We start from the raw sequence: 21645 nt of genomic DNA, 5'->3' as shown, positions 1-21645 counted from the left end.
TACTTTGATATGCGCAATACGCTTTGTGTGAGACGCATAAATAAAGTTGAATGATAATATGAAAATAGGAACAAAAATTAGAGCTCTCAGAAAACAGAAGGGATTAACAATCCTGCAATTAGCCACTGCTATTGATAGCGACGTGGGGAATATCTCTCGCCTTGAAAGGAATATCCAAGGCTACTCCGAGAGCACATTAACAAAAATTGCGGCTGCTCTTGGTGTCACGGTAGCCGACCTATTCTCCGATACCACTACACAGCAACAAGATGATAATGTTGAGTTTGTTGGATTCGTCCCCAATGGCATGGTTAAAGTAGTTGGGGAAGCATTCCTGGGGATTGATGGCGCAGTGGATATGATAGAGGCCCTTGAGGGATGGATTCAAATTTACAGCGATGATAAGGACGCTTATGCCCTCAAAGTTAAGGGTGACAGTATGTGGCCCAGGATTCAGTCAGGTGAGTATGTGGTTGTTGAGCCCAACACAGTAGTCAGATCCGGCGATGAGGTCTTTGTGCGCACTGTTGAAGGTAAGAACATGGTAAAAATACTGAATAAAACCAGAGATGGTAGTTACCAATTCACCAGCGTCAACAATACTCACCCGCCAATCACAGTTGATCCACGTGAAGTGGAAAAAATGCATTATGTGGCAGCGATTGTAAAGCCGACTAAGTTTATCGATAAGTGCGAGCAATCATAAGCCAGTACTGATAATCAAACGTGTTCTAAGGACAAACTATGGCATTCAGTGACACTGAAGTCGTACAAATTAAACAATGTATGAACTATTTCATGGAAAAGCGTCGCCCACCAAAACATATCCGGGATGAACATGACCTTCAGTATCGTATTGAAGATGATAGTGTAATCATTTTCGAGGTTAGACAACTGTCTTGGAGTACCGGACGTGCAGAAGAAATGCTGGCCAAAATAACAAACAACAGAAACAGCAACTCGTGGTCTCTGTTCTGGTCTACTGAGAATAATGAATGGCGACACTATGATGGCCGAATGATAGGCAGTTTTTCTGACGCAATAAAAATTATTGATGAAGATGCAGATCATCGATTCTTCGGCTAACAGTGGCCTGACGACACGTTTTAGCCTGTAGTGGTAAGCCGTCAGATAATATTAAAAGTAGAGATATCGTCATCACTGTAATAAACTCACAACATCACAGGGGTACCGATACAAAGCAGAAAATCGGATTAATTATGAGCAAAATTCACAAGATAAAACTTAAACTTGGCGGGACAAAGCCAGATGAGTTACCACAAGCAAAGCTTGTTCAATATCTTGCTGCACTTACAAAAATGTGCGGTGAAAGTGATGTTCATTTTTCATCCGTAGAAGAAGGCTCGGCTGAGTTAATTTCATACACGAAAAGCCAGGGTACTTATGGTTCGGTAATAGCAAACATAAACGCAAGTATTGCTAGTGAATCGAAAGATTATCGAGATATAGCTAAATACCTTGCCAGAGACAATTATACGGCACAAATACTATCTGAAGATAATATAGTTATCGGCAGCATAACTCCTCACATAGAACCAAAACCAATTGCCATTACGAAAAAAACAAAAGTGCAAGGTCAGTTATATAACATAGGAGGTCGAGATGAGACTATTCCAGTCAAGTTACTCGGTGCCAATAATGAAATTTTAAATTGCGAAGCAAATCAACAAACCGCTACTCAGCTGGCAAAATATCTGTTCAAAAAAATCAGAGTTCATGGTGTTGGAGACTGGGAAAGCATCAACGGCATATGGAAACTAAAAAAACTTAAAATTGAAAAATTTGAATTACTTAAAGATATTTCAATAAAACAAGCACTATCCATTTTAAAAGAAGATGAAAATAACAAGTGGGATGAAATGGAAGACCGCGAAGACATTCTACACAAGGTTAGGAGCATCAATTGAAAGTTATCATTGATACCAACATCTTAATTTGCATGATGCTAGATGTAGAACCTCAGGGATCGTGGATAAACCCTCGAGATAACACAAAGGTTGATAATGTACACTTAAGGGCTAAAGCCCTGAAAGATTACATTGAACAAATTGGCGGTGTAATTATTGTACCTACGCCAGTTTTAGCTGAATACCTTGTTGGCATCGATAAAGAGAAGCATATTGATCATGTTAACCTTATATCATCAATGTCATGCTTTGAGTTGGTTTCATTTGATGAAATTGCAGCTATAGAATGTGCTAAATTACCGACACTTCAAGAAATTAGGCAATTGGCAAGTTCCGCAGAAAACACCTCTAGTAAAATAAAATTTGACCGCCAAATCATATCAATTGCTAAAGCGAATAACGTGAATGAAGTATGGAGCCATGATAAAAATGTTTTTAAGAAGTGCACTGATTTAGGGATTTCAATAAAATCTTTAGCCGATATAGCCCCACCCCCAGAGCAATTTCCGCTTTATCCAGATGATGAAACAGGCACTCACATAACGCATTGACCCCAGCCCTCCCCGCGAGGGCTTTTTTATATCAGTTATCGCTCATCAGGTCGATAGCAACCTCATAAACCTCATTCATAAATCTGTCTATTTCTTGTTCTTTATGGGAGTACAGCAATTGCCTGATATTTCCTTTCGTTATCATCTGCCGTGAATCCAGTAACATAATAGCCGCTCTGCCTGTTACTCTGCATACTTCACTGTAAATCAGTTCTCGTTCGTCACTCATTCATCACCTCTGTATATTTATTCAACAATAACATCCACAGCAGCGCTTGGACAGAAAATAATTGTATATTTTTTGTTCCACCTCATGTGATCTACGCCAGATTTTGACGATTTTAAAAAAGATAAATCATTAATAAAATCAACAATATAAATATATTAAATCTTATCTAACATTACCCAAGCCTAAATATGCGCTTGACGCATTTGCGTCAAATGCATATTATCATATCCATCAACGGAACACAGCACGTTGGCGCTCTTTAAAAACGATGATAGCGAGCTGTGCATTGGCTGTCAGAACGGTGACGCTGATAAAGCGTCAACCTTCTCAGAAGGTTTCGGGATTGAAGCAAAGCATGATTGTACCAATCACCAAAGCCGACTGTTTGGAGGAAATATGGCAATAATCATAGTGAAAAAATCACGCAAGCCTGAATTTTTACGTGGCAACTCAGCAAACAGGCGTCACGCCAGGAGAAAGGCTGAAGCGATTGCCACCAAAAATGTAAAAATGAAGTTGGAGGAAATATTCAGAACTGAACCGGACAAAAGCCCAATGAGCCGAGTAGAAAAAGCCACATCAGCATGCAGTACACCGATTTACGATTCACCGGATAACTGCTGCTTAAACACTACTGCCCTGTATTCAACTAAGCGATATAATTCAAAACCAAAAACAGAATTTGGCATCACGGCCAGAGCATAGCCCATCCTATGAATGGGCTGACCAAGTATTACTTAAGGTAGAGCAAGTCCAGTGCTGCTTTCTCTGCATCTTCTGGCTCATCAAATGACTCCAGAATGTGCGGGTACCTTGCTGCCTGACTCAAACTTTTAATATTTTTCTCAATTTCGGATTTTTGCTCGGTAGTCAGCGCGTCAAAAATTGATTTCAGCAAAATATGCTGCGCGTCCAGACGCTTTGCAATCACTTCATTATTCATCTTATTTATCTCATTTTATAGGGTTAAAAGCATCTTAACGGATTTCTATCTGTAACACACGGCACCTCATCTGATATGGTTAAAAGCAGACACTTCACCCCATCACATTTACGGTGGATGTTAGGTTAAATAAAACAGGAGATGGATATGACGTGTAGCAATAAGTACTGCATCGACTGAATTGAGCTCATCACATGTTGCTCAGGCAGAGGCGTATGCCGGAAGCTGCTGCAAAGAGTGCAACAATGAGAACATAGAGCCAACAGATAAAAGCATTTTTGATTACCTGAAATATATCGAGTGTCTTGGCGTCTGACAGCCCAGGAGACGAGCACCCAGTCAGTAATCTGAAATTTATATTTTCTGCTTCAGAATAGAATAGTAACAGTCTGATATCTTAATTAGATTAACTCCGGGGCGGACGCTGGATTCAACAACTTCCAAAACATCTTTATCAATCAAACGCTTTGCTGCTTTTTTATAAATTCTGATTTTCCTTTTTTTGTATTTTCCATTAAGAAAATATATCAGTAATGCGCGTTCTTCATCATCGAAATTTTTTATTACTTTGGGAGCTTTTATGAATCGAAAAATTACTTTTTTTATTAGCTCACTCATTATTTCTCCATAATCCATTGAACATCCGAATAATATTCTAGCATAAATTAACATATGATTTTACTGAAATTTTAACTTTTCTCTCAATGCTGGGATAACTATTCGGACATCACGTAGCACAGGGAAGTGTATAGGAGGAAGTAACATGCCGATGTTTAAAGTAACGTGTAAATGGAACGGAAAGCCATGGGAAAAGGATATCGAGGCCGAGGATGAGGCTGACTGTACAGAACACATGTGTCTGTTCGGTGTACTGGTTGGCAAAGTCGATATTCAAGACTCGCAATTAACTGAGATAAAGGAAAAAAAACAATGTCAGGGCACCCACATGCAGACCTGATGGCTAAGGCCGCAGAGATAGCGAAGACGGATAAAGAGTGGTATTCACAATTTCAGCGCTTGATTGGCGGTAAATGGCAGTCCCCTATCGCCGAGTTTGTATTTCTACCTGAAATAGAATACCGCATGAAGCCGCGCTATATCGACATTAATGGATATCAGGTTCCAGAACCGGTGCAGGAGTCACTGGAGTACGGAACGGGTTACTGTGTTGTGGGTCTCGATGGTATTGATTATCAACGCTGGTGCGATGATGAAGACGATGAAAATCTACTTAAACAAGGGCGCATTCACCTAACCAGAGAAGCGGCAGAAGCCCACCGTTCCGCCCTGATCTCTTTCACACAGAAGTAATCCCCCTATCCCACCTCGGGATATCAGCAGGTAAACAACATGAAAACTAAACCTTGTCGCGCTGCGTGCGGTTCTGACGTGGCGTGCATCTCTATGCCATTTTTACGCCTTGCCCGATGTGCGGCAAGGGTAGCGATATCCACCGGAAAGTCCCGTATTTGGGATCTGGCCAACCAATTACAGATGAGAGCTTACGGGAGAAAGATATGTCGCTGATGACCGCAAAACAAAAACACACCAAGGAACAGGTTATTGAGTTGTTCAATCAGGCTGACATGGATGAAAAGCAGATTGAGCAGATTGTGTCGGAGTGGCGTTGGCGCAGGGAGAACGCTAAAACAAGCCGCATTCTCCATCAATGCAGAATGAGGCTACCGGCATGAACACATACACAATACAGGATGCTCAGGTAGAACGGCAACGGATTGCCGAACAGCGCAGAAAACGAGAGCAGAAAGAAAAGGATGATTACTGGTTTCGTGAAAGTGTCGGATTGCCAAACGGACGGGTACCGGCAGAATTTTTAAGCGGAGAATTCACATGATGGAATATCCACGCCGCATAGGGAAACGTTCAGGCTCCGGCGGGACGTATGATGAAAATTATCAACGCGCCCTGAAATCAGCAATTGAGCAAATGGATTTGCAACGGCGGGGAAAGCCAACCGGGGAACCATCACTGTCAGAGCAACGGATTGCCGAGACACTTCACAACATCTGCCGCATCACCGCCCTTCGCTACCCTCCACTACCTGAGCATATCAAAGCAGCACGGAAAGCAGCTGAAGCTAAGGTGTGGAGAGAATGGAAAACTAAACATGGAAAAACTACCGGTGTCGGTGGTGTCGATTATTACGGCGGCGGGCGTACGGAATCACGCCCCGGCCAGAGATTGGGAGATTAATCATGTCTGAAGTCTATAAGGCAATAAGTGCCGTAGCCAAGGAATTGGCTGAGACAGGCATCAAAAAAGGGAGCAGGAATTCACAACAGGGGTTTATGTTCAGGGGTATCGACGCTGTATACAACGCCCTTGCCCCAGCGCTGGTTAAGCATGGCCTGATTATCCTTCCTCGCATTATGGAGCGTTCTGTCACGGAGCGACAGACACAAAAAGGCGGCACCTTATTTTATGTCGTGGTGAAGGCTGAGTTTGATTTCATTGCCACGGAAGACGGCAGCAAACACACAGTGACCACCTTTGGCGAAGCTATGGATAGCGGGGACAAGGCAACCAACAAAGCAATGTCTATCGCCTATAAATACGCAGCTTTCCAGGCATTTTGTATTCCCACCGAAGAAACTGCGATTGATGCTGACGCAGAGGTTCACGATGTTGTTCCACGTAATCCAGAGCAGATTTTGGGTGACTATACCGAATTTCTTAATGTCACAAGTGACACAAAGACGATTGAGGCTGAATACCGGAAAGTATGGCGAATGCTGAACGGCAGCGACAAGCAGGATGAGTGTAAACGACTCACCGGCATCAGGATCAACGAACTTAAGCAGGCGGCATAAATGGCAATTAACGTAATTACAGTCAGCGGCAATCTCGGAAAGGATTGTGAGCAACGATGGACTCCGGCAGGGAAAGCCGTTGCATCGTTCAGCCTACCGGTGAAACAGGGATATGGCGAGCACGAAAAGACATCGTGGGTTACCTGTAAAATGTTCGGCGCGAAAGCTGAGAAATTGCCAGAACACCTGAAAAAAGGAATGAAGGTGACGGTTACTGGCGAGTTCATCATGGAGGAATGGACAGGTCAGGATGGCAATAAACGATCAGCGCCGGTGATTATCGTGAACCAGTTGGATTTCAGCAACAATCAGGCAGGAAGCCAGAAGCCGCAGACGCAGCAAGCTCCAGCACGGAATGAGCCACCGATGGATTTTGACTATGATGTTCCGTTTTAGGATGAAGCGTAATGCAGGGATGAGCAGGTAGACAAAAGCGTTAAGTTATAACACCACAGAAAGCAGAGAACGGACACAGCCGAATAGCAAGGGATTGCCTGACGGAATTAATGCAGCACACATCAGACGAACAACACACCGCAATACTCGACAAATACACACCGAAATTCAAACCACTTAATCACCCGTGCTTTCCTGAGAGGAAAGTGCCCGGGTATTACGTGCGTACGATACAGCAGGAGAATGAAGTATGGGGGTTGCAACTAAACCCACTTTAACCAGAGGCAGAGTCCTAACTTTATATTGGCCGACGGTAGACGCCTACCCGATGGATAGCCGTGAAGCCTGTGCCTTCATGGGAATATCTTACCCTACCCTGAAAAAATGGATTGATTCCGGCAGGCTGTCCGGCTCGAGAAAAGATCCGCTTAAGCCCAAATCGCCGTGGCAGTTTACCCGTGCAAATTGCATTGCAGCCATCAACTACAAAATGCACAATACGCCGGAAAGCGTGATTAGTGCGGAAGAGGAAAGGATATGTCAATCTTCCGGAGGGGCGAGATATGGTACGCCAGTTACTCGCACAATGGTAAAAGAATTAAGGAGTCGCTTGGTACAACGGACAAAAAACAAGCGCAGGAGTTGCATGATAAACGAAAGGCCGAGCTGTGGCGCGTAAGCTCACTGGGTGAAACTCCGAAGGTTACTTTTGAGGTTGCCTGTACGCGGTGGCTCGAGGAAAAATCAGGCAAAAAATCTCTTGATGATGATAAAACCAAAATACTGTTTTGGCTCGATCACTTTGAAGGGATGCACCTGGCAGATATTGATGAGATTAAAATCTATGATGCTGTCAGTAAGCTGAAAAATCAGAAGCTGAAAGAAAATTGGGAAAAGCATATTTCCGGCAGGAAGCGGCGCGCAGTCAGTAAAAAATCAGAGCCGGTTTCTGTAGCAACCAAATCTGCTTACCTGGCTTTCATCAAGTCACTGCTCCGCGCCGCTGAACGCGACTGGAAGTATCTCGATAAAGCCCCGAATATCCGGGTGCCAAAACCGAAGAATAACCGGGTCCGATGGCTCGAGCCACGGGAAGCGAAACGCCTGATCGATGAATGCAGTGAACCTCTTAAATCTGTTGTGACATTTGCTCTGGCTACCGGCCTGCGGCGCTCCAATATTATTAACCTGGAATGGTCACAAATAGATATGCCGAGAAAAGTAGCGTGGATTCCCCCGGATCAGACCAAATCAGGGAAAGCATTGGGTGTTGCTCTTAACGACACTGCGTGCCGCGTCCTGCGTGAGCAGATAGGCAATCACACAAAGTATGTTTTTGTGCATACGAAGGCAAAAAACAGATCTGACGGCTCAATGACTCCGGTTGTCAGAAAAATGCGCGTTGACGGTAATACTGCGTTCAGGACTGCACTTAAACGTGCCGGGATAGAAAACTTCCGTTTTCACGACCTTCGCCACACATGGGCGAGCTGGTTAATTCAGGCAGGAGTACCGCTGTCCGTATTGCAGGAAATGGGGGGATGGGAATCAATAGAAATGGTACGCCGGTATGCTCACCTGGCACCGGGTCATCTGAGCCAGCATGCGCAGCAAATCGATGCTGTTTTTGGTGAGGATGTCCCAAATATGTCCCACCCGACCCTGAGTGTGGTTGGTGAGCACAAAAGAAAAACCCGCTAACTGGTTGAGAGTTAACGGGTTTAATATGGTGCCGGCTACCGGAGTCGAACTGGTGACCTACTGATTACAAGTCAGTTGCTCTACCAACTGAGCTAAGCCGGCTAATTTGGCGGAAGGATAGAGATTCGAACTCTAGGACGGTCTCCCGTCGGCGGTTTTCAAGACCGCTGCCTTAAGCCACTCGGCCATCCTTCCATGGGGCGCGATTATGCTGAAAAATGAGGAACCTGTCTACCCCTGTGAGCAAAAAAATCCGATTTTTTTGTTTGTCTGCTCAACATTCACGCACCGGACAGGTCTGAAGGCTGAATACTGCTGTTATTGTGGCGGGAATTAGTATGATAGAATTACTTCCCGGTGAATTTACAGTCAAGTACTTACAATAAGGTCACAACGGAACATATGTACAGACAGTCACATTCCAAGCCTTATGCGATACCCGGCTTTTATGCATCATTTGTTTCGTTATTAGTCTTATCTCTCTTTTTATACGGATATAACTATTACGATGCCTGGCTGGGAAGCAAAAAAGGCGCATTATACAGTTTCAGCAACCGGATAGAACATCAGGTTGAAACGTACCGTTATCAGTCCGCTGAGCTGTTCAGGCTCGCCAATACCGCGGATACCGAGAAACGTCCGGAGCTCGTCCCCCCGCACAAGATCCTCAATGATATTTACTGGATTGACAGCCGGGTGCCGGTTGTGGATGCCATTCTGTTCGGTCAGACTAATGATGATACCTACGCCATCGCGCGGCGCTTTTCTGATTATCTGACGATTCTGTGGGGCGGCGAAAATCAGTTTAACTCCATGTATTACCTTAATGGTCTGGATAACAGTCTGCTGCTGGTCACATCCCATTCAGCCCTGCGTCCGGAACTGCGCTACCGTGAAAGCCCGCTGACGCTGGGCGCCGATGAAAAACGGGCGGAAATGCTGGCGGATTCCACCGCACTGGATGAACGGGAGACACTCTCCTCCTTTACCAAGATGCCGTCAGAATCCACGTATTACTATACCTACCGCGCAATGTTTAATAATCCCGGTCAGCTGACCAGCGTGGTGGCATTTGATTTGCCGGTGAATAACCTGGTGCCTGATAATCTGGATTTGTCCAACCTGTCTCTGATTCCGGCCGCCTCTCATAACCTCAGTAACCGCCAGAATGCGGTGCAAATCAGTATTAACGGCCTGTCACTGAAACTCAGTTACCGCCTGCGTGAAATGCCGTATCAGGTGGTTTACCAGCTCTCGCTGCTGTCACTGGCCGAAGAGATGCTGGCCGCCAATATCTGGCTGTTAATTTCTGTTTTCCTGTTCAGTATGCTCTCGGTGGGCGGACTTATTTATATCCGCAAGCGATTCATCTCCCCGCTCAATGCATTAGTCCGTCAGGCCAGAAACAGTGAGGCGATAACCAATGAAATTGTGGCACAGGTGCCTGTCGGGCTGGCGATTTATGATTTTTCTGCCAATAAACGACTGGTCAGCAATACGATCGCCAGCCAGTTACTGAATCTCAGCGACCTGAACAAAACCCGCGATATGGCACGGGAACACCAGGGTCGCATCCAGACAACTATTGATAATGTGGTGTATGAAGTCAGTATAAATCCGGTCCGTAATATGAATGATACGTATCTGATTCTGTTCCGTGATGTGGATCAGGAAGCACTGACCGCCCGCCGCCTGCAATTATCTGACCGTGAATATAAGAAAAGTATCAAGGCCCGTCAGTCTGTATTATCGAATATCCGTTCGGAGCTGGTCGTCCCGGTCAAAAAACTCGGTAATGACCTGCATACGCTGGTTCCGTATATCACCGACCCGGCCGGCAGCCGTCTGGCAGAGAGAGTCGTGACGGAGTCCGGTTACCTCAGTGAGTGGATCGAAAATATTATTTTGCTGGCTGATCTGGAAACAGATGACTGGAAACCAACCAATGATGAATTCCTGTTATCACAGATGGCTGAGGATATTGTTAAACAATTTTCACATCAGATAAATGACAAAGGTATTCCGCTTTATTTTCATAACGCGATTAACAAGCAGCTGAATTATATTGGTGATGGCCCTATTATCAGTAAAATCTTTTTATTACTGCTGAATTATGCTGTCAGTAATTTAAAATACGGAAAATTGGTTATTCGTCTTAAGAATATATTTAAAGATGAACATAATAATATCAAGTTAGAAATAATCGCCAGCGGCTCCGGTTTACCGCAATCGGATCTCACTAATCTGCATGATCCGTTTATGTATCCGGTTGCGGATACCGCAGGTCGTCCTAATTCCGGTCTGGCATTCTATTTGTGTGATTTATTATGTAAGAAGCTGAAAGGTGAGCTGAAAATAGACAGCAAACCGGATATCGGCACCCACTATACTGTCGAGCTGCCGCTGCCTGCCACGGAGATGATTGGTGAACCGTCAGGGGTGCTGGAAGATACGCTGTTTAAGATAAATATCATTAACCCGAGCATTCGGGAAATAATTAACACAATTATAATTGAAAACAGCGGAATTTTATTTGATAAAAATCGCGCATTATTGCAAGATGAATATGACATCCTGATAACTGACTTTGATAAGAAAGCGAGAAAGCCAATACTCTTTTTACGAAATGACATTATTGAACACCGAATGATTACACCTTCCCTTGTGGAGTGTAATTATAATTTCAATGATGAAATTCTGAATGCTATTACGCTGCTTATCGAACAAAGCTTAACTTCGGATGAGTTTGATGATAGATTCTTACCCGGGAATCCGGGTATTAATACAGCAGCGCTTTCCGTCAGGGAAGTTGTTGCATTATATAAAAATCAGCTGGCGCAAAGTACGTATAAAGATTTGTTTGCCACCACAGTACCTCCTGATATAAGTAAGATGTACACGGAAGCAGAATTAAGTGAATTGCAGCCACTGGCGCTGACAGTACATCGGGTCAAAGGGGTCTTTGCTGTGCTCGACTTTGATTATCTGAAATCACGCTGTGAAGATATAGAACGCTATATCGCTGACAAAAACAAAATAAAGGTGGATGAAGGTATCCGGGAAATTGATGCCATTGTCACTGAATTGCTGCAGCAAGGTAACCAAGAGTATGAATAACCTGAATGTTATTATCGCCGATGATCATCCTATTGTTCTGTTCGGGATAAAGAAGTCTCTGGAACAACTGGAAACGGTTAATGTTGTTGGTGAATTTGAAGACTCTACTTCTCTTATCAACAGCTTAGCACGCCTGGATGCGGATGTTTTGATCACTGACCTCTCCATGCCGGGAGATAAGTACGGTGATGGTATTACACTGATTAAGTATATCAAACGCCATTATCCTGACCTGGCGATTATTGTGCTGACGATGAACAATAATCCGGCGATCCTCAGCGCTGTACTGGAGCTGGATATCGAAGGGATCGTACTGAAGCAGGGTGCACCGGCTGATTTGCCGAAAGCACTGGCTTCTTTACAGAAAGGGAAAAAATTCACTCCTGACAGTGTTTCCAAGCTGCTGGAAAAAGTGAATGCCAACGGATACGGTGATAAACGTCTTTCTCCGAAAGAGAGTGAAGTCCTGCGTCTGTTTGCTGAAGGGCATCTGGTTACTGAGATTGCGCGGAAACTGAACCGCAGTATCAAAACCATCAGCAGCCAGAAAAAATCGGCTATGCTGAAACTGGGTGTGGATAACGATATCGCGCTGCTGAATTATCTTTCCTCTGTAACTATCGACAGTCACAGAGACGAGTAATCCGGAAGCGTATTACCGTACCGATGCAAAAACGCCATTCAGATGAATGGCGTTTTTTTATCCGGCTGTCTGTGATTCTCATTCCGGCCCGGGGGGAGTAACCTGCGGGATGTAGCGCTGCATCATGGTTCTCAGCGCCTGCATAGATACCGGTTTGGAGAGGCAATCATTCATACCGGAAACCAGGCAGCGCTCCCGCTCCTCCGCCATGGCGTTAGCTGTGATCCCGATAACCGGCAGTGTCATACCCTTCTCCCTCAGCGTGCGAGTCAGGTCATAGCCGTTCATATTCGGCATGTTGACATCCGACAGAATAATATCCACTTCATGAGTTTCGAGGAAATTAAGCGCATCCAGCCCGTCATCTGCGGTTGCCGTATGGAAGCCGAACAGATGCAGCTGGTCAGACAACAGGTGACGGTTAATCGGGTGGTCATCCACAATCAGTATCCGCACATGCTGTGCCTGCTGGTTATCCGGCAGCAACGGCGGCGGCAGCTCATCCGCTTCCTGACGACGGTTATTCAGGCAGTCCGAAACAAAATCAGACAACCCGTCAAGCTGATGGGTATTATGCCGCCAGCGATTACCGCCCTGCGGCACCGGTTTATCGGTATAACCGGCATCCAGCTCAATCAGCAGCCGTGCCTGTTTCATCGCCGGGGTCACCACATCCGTTATCACCACCGCACCGGAAATATCACTGCATTCTGACAGCGAAACCGGTACCGGAGCAATATCCTGCCAGTAACGCCGCATGTAATCCGCCAGAACCCCGTTACGGAATTCAAAGACCAGCGGCACTGTCAGCGGTACTATATCCGTATGAGAACCGGGCGTATACGCGGTATAGCACGGGAAACGTATCCCGAACAGACTGCCGACCTCTTTCTGCGATTCGACCATCATATCGCCGTCCATCAGAGAGATCAGTTTTTCACAAATAGGCAGGCCCAGCCCGGTCCCTTGTGACGGACTGTCTGTATTCGGGATTATCTGATAGAACGGATCGAATAATTGCCGCAGTTCATCCCCGCTGATACCACCGCCGGTATCCTGAATATCCACATGCAGATATTCACCGCAGACATAGACATGAATGCACACCATCCCGACGTGAGTATATTTAATCGCGTTATTAAACAGGTTGGCGATAACCTGCTGCATCCTCACCGGATCATTACAGACCAGTTCCGGTACGTCCCTTTCAATAAAGCAGTACAGAGAAAGGTGTTTTTTCGCCACCAGCGGCAGGTAGTTTGCCACCACAAAATGAATATGTTCGCGGAAGTTAAACTCTCGCGGCTCAATTTTCAGCTGTTTGGATTCAATTTTAGAGAAATCGAGAATATCACTGATAATCTTCAGTAATAATGAAGAGGAGTTATTCATGGTGCCAAGCAGACGCTGTGCATCCTGTGAATGCGCCATGGACTGTAACAGCTCCAGGTTACCGATAATACCGTACAGAGGGGTCCGCAGTTCATGACTGACCGTGGCAAGGAACATGGATTTCGACTGGTTAGCCTGTTCTGCCGCCTGTGCCGCATCCTGTAACGAGCTTTCCAGCTGAACGCGGGCGCTGATATCCACCAGCACGCAAATCGCCACTTCTTCGTTCTGGTAACGCGAATGGACAAAGCTGACCTGCAGATGCCCGCCGTTACGGGTCACCATATCCTCCATCCCCTGCCGTTTATCTTTTATCAGCAGACCGATGCGGTTACGATCCTCAAATGAAAGCATACGCCAGTAATTATGAGCCAGTTCATTACTCAGCAGCGCTGTACCGTCAAGGGTGCGCAGGATACAGATCCCGACCGGCGCGGAGGCCACAATTTTATGGTTAAACTGCTCGTGCTCTTCCAGACGTATTGCGCTGTTCTCCGCCGGCATAAATATCCGCCGTTCCAGCAGCCAGGTAAACAGCCCGATAATAATGGCGGAAATCAGGTTAAGAATCGCGCCGTAGAGGATCTGGAATTTCAGTTTTTCATAGATCGAATTCAGCGGCGTGGTATACACCACACTCAGCATCGACGGCGCCAGTCTGCGTTTGAAGACCAGTTGAGTAAATCCGTCGTCATAACCGAAATAGTTATCGTCCACCAGATAACGGTCTTTATTTTTCTGGGTGTTAATTTCTTCCGGATAGGAGAGCACGACATCGTCCTGCTCATTAATAATCACCATATTGGCCGGAAAGTCGCGCAGACGGTTAAAGTTTTCCAGTTGCAGGTTACGTTCGATTCCCATCAGCGCGAGGAAACGACCGTCATAATACAGCGGCATCATCACAAACAGACTGGCCATCCCCTGATTGCCGCCGGGTGCAGCCCAGTAAATCGTGCGTTCTTTGCCCTGACTTTTCAGCCGGAAATAGTTCTGAGAATAATCATTCACCATTCTGCGCAGCGTTTCGCTGCTGGTGGAGAGGTTACGGATCGGAAATGAGACCATACATAAACTTTTCGAGCCGACCAGAAAAACCTGATTCAGCCCCGTCGGAGCAGCAATGTTATTTTGCCAGTAGGTCAGGAGATCTTTAAACGCGATAATATAAGGGCCGCTGCCGGTACGGAAAGCCGCGCAGTCCCCCTTGGTATTCAGTGCCCGGTAATCAATAAAAAAGCCGTCAGTGGTACGGTCAGCCGGCTCTCCCGGACGCACTTCTTTATTTTCGACAAACCGTTCATTCATATAACGGATATCGCGGGTAATATCGGTGGATTGCCGGAAATAGGCTAATAAGGCATCGTAATCAGAATAATATTGCTGGCGGATGTCATTGCGCATTCCGTTATAGATATTCAGTAAATAGAATACCGTCACCAGCGCACCCAGCCCCCATAACATCACACCGACGATCCGGAACAGGTAACGCGAAATTTTCAGTGATGTCTGGAAAGATGAAAAGTATCTCAAGGGGGCTCCGCCAATAATGAATCTGATATATTCATGAGGTTTCAGACTGTTATGTCTAGGATATACCACTGTGCGATGTTTACAAAATCCCCGGGGTAAATAAAAAGCAGGAACAATATTATTGTTCCTGCTTTATCGGTTTTTCTGATTTATATTACCGGAAACCGGTGATATTAATCATTATTCTCTTCTGTATTATCATCAGATGCTGCATCTGTTTCTTCGCCGTCGTCAGAAAAATCAGTTTCATCTTCCTCCGGCTCAGCAACACGCTGCAAACCAACCACTTTCTCTTCTTCTCCGGTACGGATCAGCGTCACACCCTGGGTATTACGGCCCACGATACTGACTTCAGAGACGCGGGTACGAACCAGCGTTCCGGCATCGGTGATCATCATAATCTGATCATCCGCATCCACCTGGATAGCGCCCACAACTTTCCCGTTACGCTCACTCACTTTAATGGAGATAACCCCCTGAGTGGCGCGGGATTTGGTCGGATATTCAGCTTCTGCTGTCCGCTTGCCGTAGCCGTTTTCGGTGACGGTCAGAATTTCACCTTCGCCGCGCGGAATAATCAGTGATACCACCACATCATCGTCACTCAGACGGATACCGCGGACACCGGTTGCAGTACGGCCCATGGCACGGACAGCATCTTCCGCAAAGCGGACAACTTTACCTTCAGCAGAGAACAGCATTACTTCATTGCTGCCGTCAGTCAGATCAACACCAATCAGCTCATCGCCCTCGTTGAGGTTAACGGCAATAATACCGGCGTTACGCGGACGGCTGAAGTCCTGAAGGGAGGTTTTCTTCACGGTACCGCTGGCAGTTGCCATAAAGACAAACTTACCTTCCTCATATTCACGGACAGGCAGGATAGCGGTAATACGCTCGTTCTGTTCCTGATCCAGCGGTAATATGTTGATAATCGGACGGCCACGGGCACCACGGCTGGCTTCCGGTAACTGATACACTTTCAGCCAGTACAGCTTCCCTTTATTAGAGAAGCAGAGAATGGTGTCGTGCGTGTTCGCCACCAGCAGACGTTCGATAAAGTCTTCTTCTTTGATGCGGGCGGCAGACTTGCCCTTCCCGCCGCGGCGCTGAGCTTCATAGTCCGTCAGTGGCTGGTACTTCACATAGCCCTGATGGGACAGTGTCACCACGACATCTTCCTGACTGATCAGATCTTCAATGTTGATATCAGCAGTGTTTTCTGTGATATCAGTACGGCGCGCATCATTGAACTGATCTTTTGCTGCCTGCAGCTCTTCACGGATAACTTCCATCAGGCGCTCAGGACTTTGCAGGATATGCAGCAGACCGGCGATCAGTTCCAGTAACTCACGGTATTCATCGAGCAGTTTTTCATGCTCCAGGCCGGTCAGTTTCTGCAGACGCAGATCCAGAATTGCCTGAGCCTGAACTTCGGTCAGATGATACAGACCGTCGCGGATACCAAACTGCTCATCCAGGCCTTCCGGACGCGCGGCATCATCACCGGCACCGGCCAGCATTGCTGCAACGGTACCCAGTTCCCATGCCTGTGCCAATAAACCGGCTTTTGCTTCCGCAGGCGTTGGTGCACGACGGATAAGCTCGATAATCGGGTCGATATTGGCCAGTGCAATCGCCAGACCTTCGAGGATATGGGCACGTTCACGGGCTTTGCGTAATTCGTAAATTGTCCGGCGGGTCACCACTTCACGGCGGTGGCGCACGAACGCACTGATAATCTCTTTGAGATTGAGGATCTTCGGCTGTCCCTGATGCAGGGCAACCATATTGATACCAAACGTGGTCTGCATCTGTGTCAGCAGATACAGGTTGTTCAGTACCACTTCGCCGACCGCATCGCGTTTGATTTCAATCACAATGCGCATACCGTCTTTATCGGATTCATCACGCAGTGCGCTGATGCCTTCCAGACGTTTCTCTTTAACCAGCTCGGCGATTTTCTCAATCAGGCGGGCTTTGTTCACCTGATACGGAATTTCATTAACGATAATGGTTTCGCGGCCGGATTTTTCATCCGTTTCCACTTCGGCGCGGGCACGGATATGAATTTTACCGCGGCCGGTGCGGTAAGCATCGAGGATACCGCGGCGGCCGTTGATAATAGCAGCAGTCGGGAAATCAGGCCCCGGGATGTGCTCCATCAGGCCTTCGATGCTGATATCTTCATCATTAATATAGGCCAGACAGCCGTCGATGACTTCACCCAGGTTATGCGGCGGAATATTGGTTGCCATCCCGACAGCAATACCGGATGAACCATTAACCAGCAGGTTCGGGATGCGGGTCGGCATCACTTCCGGGATCATTTCGGTACCGTCATAGTTCGGCACAAAATCCACGGTTTCTTTATCAATGTCGGCTAACAGTTCATGGGCAATTTTCGCCATACGGACTTCCGTATAACGCATTGCGGCTGCAGAGTCACCGTCGATTGAACCAAAGTTACCCTGGCCATCCACCAGCATATAGCGCATTGAGAACGGCTGAGCCAGACGGACAATCGTTTCATACACAGCACTGTCACCATGAGGGTGATATTTACCGATCACGTCCCCGACCACACGGGCAGACTTTTTATAGGCTTTATTCCAGTCGTTACCCAGTTCTTTCATCGCGAATAACACGCGGCGGTGAACCGGTTTCAGACCATCCCTGACATCGGGGAGTGCGCGTCCGACAATAACGGACATGGCGTAATCCAGATATGAGCTTTTCAGCTCTTCTTCGATGTTAACGGGCAAGATTTCTTTGGCATTGTCGCTCATGGAGCCAGTATCCCTCATTCACTCCGGATTCAAAGGTGTGGAACTATACCACAAATCGCCAATGTTTAAAAAAAGAGATAGAGAAATCGGGAGAGTATTTTATTTCTGACGCATCCGCGTCCGGCATTGTATACTGACGCCATCGCGTATTCCGGCAGGTTCTGCCGCAGCAAGAGAGAGAATAAAGACCATGAATGATACCGCTTCCCCGCTGACAGCCAACGTCGATCCTGCCGAAATTAAAAAATTTGAGGATGTTGCCTCACGCTGGTGGGATCTTGAGGGTGAATTTAAACCGCTGCACCGGATCAATCCGCTGCGTCTGGCCTATATTCAGCAGCGGGTTAACGGTGTATTCGGAAAGAAAGTGCTGGATGTCGGCTGCGGCGGCGGAATTCTGGCAGAAAGTATGGCGCGGGAAGGTGCGGACGTCACCGGACTGGACATGGGCACCGAGCCGCTTCAGGTTGCACGCCTGCATGCCCTGGAAAGCGGTACGGATATCACCTATGTTCAGGAGACTGTTGAACAGCACGCTGAACAGCATGCACAGCAGTATGATGTGGTGACCTGTATGGAGATGCTGGAGCACGTACCCGACCCTGCCTCCGTGGTACGGGCCTGTGCCCGCCTGGTGAAGCCGGGGGGCGATGTGGTGTTCTCCACCATTAACCGCAACAAAAAAGCCTGGTTTATGGCCGTTATCGCAGCAGAATATATCCTGAAGATGGTACCGCCCGGCACACACGACGCGAAAAAATTTATCCGCCCGGCAGAACTGATTGACTGGCTGAATAACACCGGCCTGCGTGAGCAGCATATGACCGGCTTACATTACAATCCGTTAAGCGATAAATTCTGGCTGGCACCTAATGTGGATGTAAATTATATGTTGCATACGCGTTTTATTTTATAGTGTCAAGTTAATTGCTCCGCCGATTAATAAAACGCCAAACAAATCGCATTTTTCTAAAATTATCGCTTTGCGTAATAAGGTAAGCACAGTTTCATTTTGTCAGTGATCTCGGTGCTTACCACTCTGTCAGCGGGTGACTATCCTCAAGTTATCCACAAAAGATCCTGATTTTATGCACTTGATCCGGAGCGCATTTATCATTATCTTGTTACCCATCTTTTACAGACACACTACATCTTGTGTTTAAATCGCTCAGCGCCCGCTATTGACTTTCCCGGAATATTTGTTCCGGGGATCGTTTTTTATCGGGCGGATACACGTTATCAGCGCGTTAATCACAATAAGGTGTCATTTTCAAAACAGGGTATATCAACTGATGAACCAGAATCTGCTTGTTACCAAACGTGATGGTCACAAAGAACGTATCGATTTAGACAAAATCCACCGCGTCATTACCTGGGCGGCTGAAGGCCTGAATAATGTCTCTGTCTCTCAGGTCGAGTTACGTTCCCAGATTCAGTTCTACGACGGGATCCGTACCGCAGATATTCATGAAACCATGATTAAGGCCGCAGCCGACCTGATCTCCGCTGAAACACCGGATTATCAGTATCTGTCCGCACGCCTGGCTATTTTTAACCTGCGTAAAAAAGCCTACGGCCAGTTTGAGCCGCCTGCGTTATATGCGCATGTGCAGAAAATGGTTGCCGCCGGTAAATATGACGAAAATCTGTTAACCGATTATACCGAAGCTGAATTTGACCAGATGAATGAGTTCATCGATCACTGGCGTGACATGAATTTCTCCTACGCCGCGGTCAAACAGCTGGAAGGGAAGTATCTGGTTCAGAACCGTGTTACCGGTGAAGTGTATGAAAGTGCACAGTTCCTGTATATCCTGGTTGCGGCCTGTCTGTTCTCGCATTACCCGAAAGAGACCCGTCTGGATTATATCCGCCGGTTCTATGACGCCACGTCAACCTTTAAAATTTCTCTGCCGACACCGATCATGGCCGGTGTCCGCACCCCGACCCGCCAGTTCAGCTCCTGTGTGCTGATCGAGTGCGGTGACAGCCTGGATTCCATCAACGCGACCTCCGGTGCGATTGTCAAATACGTGTCCCAGCGTGCCGGTATCGGTATCAACGCGGGCCGTATCCGTGCACTCGGCAGCCCGATCCGCGGCGGTGAAGCATTCCATACCGGCTGTATCCCGTTCTACAAACACTTCCAGACCGCAGTGAAATCCTGCTCTCAGGGCGGTGTGCGTGGTGGTGCGGCAACGCTGTTCTACCCGATATGGCATCTGGAAGTGGAAAGCCTGCTGGTGCTGAAAAACAACCGTGGTGTTGAGGGCAACCGTGTCCGCCACCTCGACTACGGCGTCCAGATCAACAAACTGATGTATGAACGCCTGATCAAAGGCCAGGATATCACCCTGTTCAGCCCGTCGGATGTACCGGGGTTATATGACGCGTTCTTCGCCGATCAGGATGCGTTCGAGCGTCTTTATGCGCAGTACGAGAAAGATCCGTCAATCCGCAAACAGACGCTGAAAGCGGTGGAACTGTTCTCCCTGATGATGCAGGAACGTGCCTCTACCGGCCGTATCTATATTCAGAACGTGGATCACTGTAACACCCACAGCCCGTTTGACCCGTTTATCGCGCCGGTGCGCCAGTCCAACCTGTGTCTGGAAATCGCCCTGCCGACCAAACCGCTCAACGACATGAATGACCCGAACGGGGAAATCGCACTGTGTACGCTGTCTGCGTTCAACCTGGGTGCTATTGAGAACCTCGATGAGCTGGAAGAGCTGGCTATCCTGGCGGTACGCGCCCTGGATGCCCTGCTCGATTACCAGGATTATCCGATTGAAGCGGCACGCAAAGGCTCAATGGGACGCCGTACCCTGGGTATCGGTGTGATTAACTTTGCTTATTATCTGGCGAAGCACGGCGTGCGTTATTCCGACGGCAGCGCAAACAACCTGACTCACCGCACCTTTGAAGCTATTCAGTATTACCTGCTGAAAGCCTCCAATGAGCTGGCGAAAGAGTACGGTGCATGCCCGTGGTTTAACGAAACCACCTATTCACAGGGTATTCTGCCGATCGACACGTACAAGAAAACCCTGGATCAGCTGACTAACGAACCACTGCATTATGACTGGGAAGGCCTGCGCGAAGAGATCAAAAAACACGGTCTGCGTAACTCCACCCTGTCCGCCCTGATGCCGTCAGAGACATCATCGCAGATTTCCAATGCCACCAACGGTATTGAGCCGCCACGCGGCTATATCAGCGTAAAAGCCTCGAAAGACGGTATTCTGCGTCAGGTGGTGCCGGAGTATGAGCGCCTGAAATCCGCCTATGAGCTGTTATGGCAGATGCCGGGTAACGAGGGCTATCTCCAGCTGGTGGGAATTATGCAGAAATTTGTCGACCAGGCAATTTCGTCCAACACCAACTATGACCCGACCCGGTTCCCGAGCGGCAAAGTGCCGATGAACCAGTTACTGAAAGATTTGCTGCTGGCTTATAAATACGGTGTAAAAACACTTTATTACCACAATACCCGCGATGGCGCGGAAGATACCCAGGAAGATCTCCCTGAGGAAGTGGTTATTGCCGACGATGATGGCTGTGAAGGCGGCGCGTGTAAAATTTAAGGTAA

General features: G+C 47.2%; 22 protein-coding genes and 2 tRNA genes. 17 read left to right on the top strand and 7 right to left on the bottom strand.

Annotated features, from left to right (window positions below):
- Positions 1–58 precede the first annotated feature (58 nt).
- The 4 genes from AAZR23_RS03520 to AAZR23_RS03505 all read left to right on the top strand — a co-directional run bounded on the left by AAZR23_RS03520 (position 59) and on the right by AAZR23_RS03505 (position 2479).
- On the top strand, positions 59–706 hold the full coding sequence (locus AAZR23_RS03520; protein WP_182095606.1) for an XRE family transcriptional regulator: 648 nt from the start codon (positions 59–61) through the stop codon (positions 704–706).
- A 38-nt stretch (positions 707–744) separates the two neighbouring features.
- Positions 745–1086, top strand: a complete 342-nt coding sequence (locus AAZR23_RS03515; RefSeq protein ID WP_214191308.1) for a DUF3024 domain-containing protein — start codon at positions 745–747, stop codon at positions 1084–1086.
- A gap of 134 nt (positions 1087–1220) precedes the next feature.
- Positions 1221–1928: a hypothetical protein gene (locus AAZR23_RS03510; protein ID WP_214191307.1), complete on the top strand. Its 708-nt coding sequence runs from the start codon at positions 1221–1223 to the stop codon at positions 1926–1928.
- Entirely contained in the window at positions 1925–2479 is a 555-nt protein-coding gene (locus AAZR23_RS03505; protein WP_250211972.1) for a type II toxin-antitoxin system VapC family toxin, read from the top strand. The genes AAZR23_RS03510 and AAZR23_RS03505 overlap by 4 nt, the downstream gene beginning before the upstream one ends.
- Positions 2480–2510: 31 nt before the next feature.
- On the opposite strand, the gene AAZR23_RS03500 is transcribed toward AAZR23_RS03505, so the two are convergent.
- Positions 2511–2708, bottom strand: coding sequence for a DUF2767 family protein (locus AAZR23_RS03500; RefSeq protein WP_036414486.1), 198 nt, complete (start codon positions 2706–2708; stop codon positions 2511–2513).
- 249 nt (positions 2709–2957) lie between these two features.
- On the opposite strand from AAZR23_RS03500, the gene AAZR23_RS03495 reads away from it, so the two are divergent.
- Positions 2958–3413, top strand: coding sequence for a hypothetical protein (locus tag AAZR23_RS03495; RefSeq protein ID WP_223302380.1), 456 nt, complete (start codon positions 2958–2960; stop codon positions 3411–3413).
- Between the two features lie 28 nt (positions 3414–3441).
- On the opposite strand, the gene AAZR23_RS03490 is transcribed toward AAZR23_RS03495, so the two are convergent.
- Together AAZR23_RS03490 and AAZR23_RS03485 are read right to left on the bottom strand one after the other, a co-directional pair.
- Positions 3442–3651 (bottom strand): hypothetical protein, encoded by a 210-nt coding sequence (locus AAZR23_RS03490; RefSeq protein ID WP_004240099.1) that lies wholly within the window; start codon positions 3649–3651, stop codon positions 3442–3444.
- A gap of 354 nt (positions 3652–4005) precedes the next feature.
- Positions 4006–4287 (bottom strand): hypothetical protein, encoded by a 282-nt coding sequence (locus AAZR23_RS03485; protein WP_049240425.1) that lies wholly within the window; start codon positions 4285–4287, stop codon positions 4006–4008.
- A 127-nt stretch (positions 4288–4414) separates the two neighbouring features.
- On the opposite strand from AAZR23_RS03485, the gene AAZR23_RS03480 reads away from it, so the two are divergent.
- The 8 genes from AAZR23_RS03480 (at position 4415) to AAZR23_RS03445 (ending at position 8579) form a co-directional block, all read left to right on the top strand.
- Positions 4415–4609: a hypothetical protein gene (locus AAZR23_RS03480; RefSeq protein WP_036414483.1), complete on the top strand. Its 195-nt coding sequence runs from the start codon at positions 4415–4417 to the stop codon at positions 4607–4609.
- Entirely contained in the window at positions 4609–4962 is a 354-nt protein-coding gene (locus AAZR23_RS03475) for a hypothetical protein (protein ID WP_036414482.1), read from the top strand. Before AAZR23_RS03480 ends, AAZR23_RS03475 begins: the two co-directional genes overlap by 1 nt.
- 206 nt (positions 4963–5168) lie before the next feature.
- Positions 5169–5345, top strand: coding sequence for a hypothetical protein (locus AAZR23_RS03470; protein ID WP_004240098.1), 177 nt, complete (start codon positions 5169–5171; stop codon positions 5343–5345).
- Positions 5342–5506, top strand: a complete 165-nt coding sequence (locus tag AAZR23_RS03465; protein ID WP_004236757.1) for a hypothetical protein — start codon at positions 5342–5344, stop codon at positions 5504–5506. The genes AAZR23_RS03470 and AAZR23_RS03465 overlap by 4 nt, the downstream gene beginning before the upstream one ends.
- On the top strand, positions 5503–5865 hold the full coding sequence (locus tag AAZR23_RS03460) for a hypothetical protein (RefSeq protein ID WP_036414479.1): 363 nt from the start codon (positions 5503–5505) through the stop codon (positions 5863–5865). Before AAZR23_RS03465 ends, AAZR23_RS03460 begins: the two co-directional genes overlap by 4 nt.
- Before the next feature lie 2 nt (positions 5866–5867).
- Positions 5868–6482, top strand: coding sequence for an ERF family protein (locus AAZR23_RS03455; protein ID WP_070579734.1), 615 nt, complete (start codon positions 5868–5870; stop codon positions 6480–6482).
- Positions 6483–6878, top strand: coding sequence for a single-stranded DNA-binding protein (locus tag AAZR23_RS03450; protein ID WP_036414477.1), 396 nt, complete (start codon positions 6483–6485; stop codon positions 6876–6878).
- 537 nt (positions 6879–7415) lie between these two features.
- Positions 7416–8579, top strand: coding sequence for a tyrosine-type recombinase/integrase (locus tag AAZR23_RS03445; protein WP_434690553.1), 1164 nt, complete (start codon positions 7416–7418; stop codon positions 8577–8579).
- A gap of 26 nt (positions 8580–8605) precedes the next feature.
- Here AAZR23_RS03445 and AAZR23_RS03440 read toward each other — a convergent pair.
- Positions 8606–8681: transfer RNA gene (locus AAZR23_RS03440), tRNA-Thr, on the bottom strand.
- Positions 8682–8686: 5 nt separating this feature from the next.
- Positions 8687–8774: transfer RNA gene (locus AAZR23_RS03435), tRNA-Ser, on the bottom strand.
- A 207-nt stretch (positions 8775–8981) separates the two neighbouring features.
- Between AAZR23_RS03435 and rcsD the strand changes: the two genes are divergently transcribed.
- Together rcsD and rcsB are read left to right on the top strand one after the other, a co-directional pair.
- Complete coding sequence (gene rcsD, locus AAZR23_RS03430) at positions 8982–11696, top strand: phosphotransferase RcsD (RefSeq protein ID WP_218428117.1); 2715 nt, start codon at positions 8982–8984, stop codon at positions 11694–11696.
- Complete coding sequence (rcsB, locus tag AAZR23_RS03425) at positions 11689–12339, top strand: response regulator transcription factor RcsB (RefSeq protein WP_046892372.1); 651 nt, start codon at positions 11689–11691, stop codon at positions 12337–12339. The genes rcsD and rcsB overlap by 8 nt, the downstream gene beginning before the upstream one ends.
- A 78-nt stretch (positions 12340–12417) precedes the next feature.
- On the opposite strand, the gene rcsC is transcribed toward rcsB, so the two are convergent.
- Positions 12418–15264, bottom strand: a complete 2847-nt coding sequence (gene rcsC / locus AAZR23_RS03420) for a two-component system sensor histidine kinase RcsC (RefSeq protein WP_434690549.1) — start codon at positions 15262–15264, stop codon at positions 12418–12420.
- A gap of 173 nt (positions 15265–15437) precedes the next feature.
- A complete protein-coding gene (gyrA, locus tag AAZR23_RS03415; RefSeq protein WP_166708949.1) occupies positions 15438–18053 on the bottom strand; it encodes a DNA topoisomerase (ATP-hydrolyzing) subunit A in 2616 nt (871 codons plus the stop codon).
- A gap of 190 nt (positions 18054–18243) precedes the next feature.
- Here gyrA and ubiG point away from each other — a divergent pair, with 190 nt between their 5' ends.
- Positions 18244–18969, top strand: a complete 726-nt coding sequence (ubiG, locus tag AAZR23_RS03410; protein WP_052927406.1) for a bifunctional 2-polyprenyl-6-hydroxyphenol methylase/3-demethylubiquinol 3-O-methyltransferase UbiG — start codon at positions 18244–18246, stop codon at positions 18967–18969.
- A gap of 376 nt (positions 18970–19345) precedes the next feature.
- A complete protein-coding gene (gene nrdA / locus AAZR23_RS03405) occupies positions 19346–21640 on the top strand; it encodes a class 1a ribonucleoside-diphosphate reductase subunit alpha (RefSeq protein ID WP_107679369.1) in 2295 nt (764 codons plus the stop codon).
- The last annotated feature ends 5 nt before the right edge of the window (positions 21641–21645 follow it).

Origin of the sequence: Morganella sp. Je.2.23 (assembly GCF_051129855.1) — a bacterium.
Lineage (GTDB): Bacteria > Pseudomonadota > Gammaproteobacteria > Enterobacterales > Enterobacteriaceae > Morganella > Morganella sibonii.
The sequence above is the reverse complement of the archived record's forward strand: the minus strand, read 5'-3'. Positions and strand labels throughout refer to the sequence as shown.

Bases quoted from the DNA above. Each gene is read 5' to 3' on its own strand.
- AAZR23_RS03520 (WP_182095606.1), top strand. From the start codon at position 59: ATGAAAATAGGAACAAAAATTAGAGCTCTCAGAAAACAGAAGGGATTA.
- AAZR23_RS03515 (WP_214191308.1), top strand. From the start codon at position 745: ATGGCATTCAGTGACACTGAAGTCGTACAAATTAAACAATGTATGAAC.
- AAZR23_RS03510 (WP_214191307.1), top strand. From the start codon at position 1,221: ATGAGCAAAATTCACAAGATAAAACTTAAACTTGGCGGGACAAAGCCA.
- AAZR23_RS03500 (WP_036414486.1), bottom strand. From the start codon at position 2,708: ATGAGTGACGAACGAGAACTGATTTACAGTGAAGTATGCAGAGTAACA.
- AAZR23_RS03490 (WP_004240099.1), bottom strand. From the start codon at position 3,651: ATGAATAATGAAGTGATTGCAAAGCGTCTGGACGCGCAGCATATTTTG.
- AAZR23_RS03485 (WP_049240425.1), bottom strand. From the start codon at position 4,287: ATGGATTATGGAGAAATAATGAGTGAGCTAATAAAAAAAGTAATTTTT.
- AAZR23_RS03480 (WP_036414483.1), top strand. From the start codon at position 4,415: ATGCCGATGTTTAAAGTAACGTGTAAATGGAACGGAAAGCCATGGGAA.
- AAZR23_RS03475 (WP_036414482.1), top strand. From the start codon at position 4,609: ATGGCTAAGGCCGCAGAGATAGCGAAGACGGATAAAGAGTGGTATTCA.
- AAZR23_RS03470 (WP_004240098.1), top strand. From the start codon at position 5,169: ATGTCGCTGATGACCGCAAAACAAAAACACACCAAGGAACAGGTTATT.
- AAZR23_RS03465 (WP_004236757.1), top strand. From the start codon at position 5,342: ATGAACACATACACAATACAGGATGCTCAGGTAGAACGGCAACGGATT.
- AAZR23_RS03460 (WP_036414479.1), top strand. From the start codon at position 5,503: ATGATGGAATATCCACGCCGCATAGGGAAACGTTCAGGCTCCGGCGGG.
- AAZR23_RS03455 (WP_070579734.1), top strand. From the start codon at position 5,868: ATGTCTGAAGTCTATAAGGCAATAAGTGCCGTAGCCAAGGAATTGGCT.
- AAZR23_RS03450 (WP_036414477.1), top strand. From the start codon at position 6,483: ATGGCAATTAACGTAATTACAGTCAGCGGCAATCTCGGAAAGGATTGT.
- AAZR23_RS03445 (WP_434690553.1), top strand. From the start codon at position 7,416: ATGTCAATCTTCCGGAGGGGCGAGATATGGTACGCCAGTTACTCGCAC.
- rcsD (WP_218428117.1), top strand. From the start codon at position 8,982: ATGTACAGACAGTCACATTCCAAGCCTTATGCGATACCCGGCTTTTAT.
- rcsB (WP_046892372.1), top strand. From the start codon at position 11,689: ATGAATAACCTGAATGTTATTATCGCCGATGATCATCCTATTGTTCTG.
- gyrA (WP_166708949.1), bottom strand. From the start codon at position 18,053: ATGAGCGACAATGCCAAAGAAATCTTGCCCGTTAACATCGAAGAAGAG.
- ubiG (WP_052927406.1), top strand. From the start codon at position 18,244: ATGAATGATACCGCTTCCCCGCTGACAGCCAACGTCGATCCTGCCGAA.
- nrdA (WP_107679369.1), top strand. From the start codon at position 19,346: ATGAACCAGAATCTGCTTGTTACCAAACGTGATGGTCACAAAGAACGT.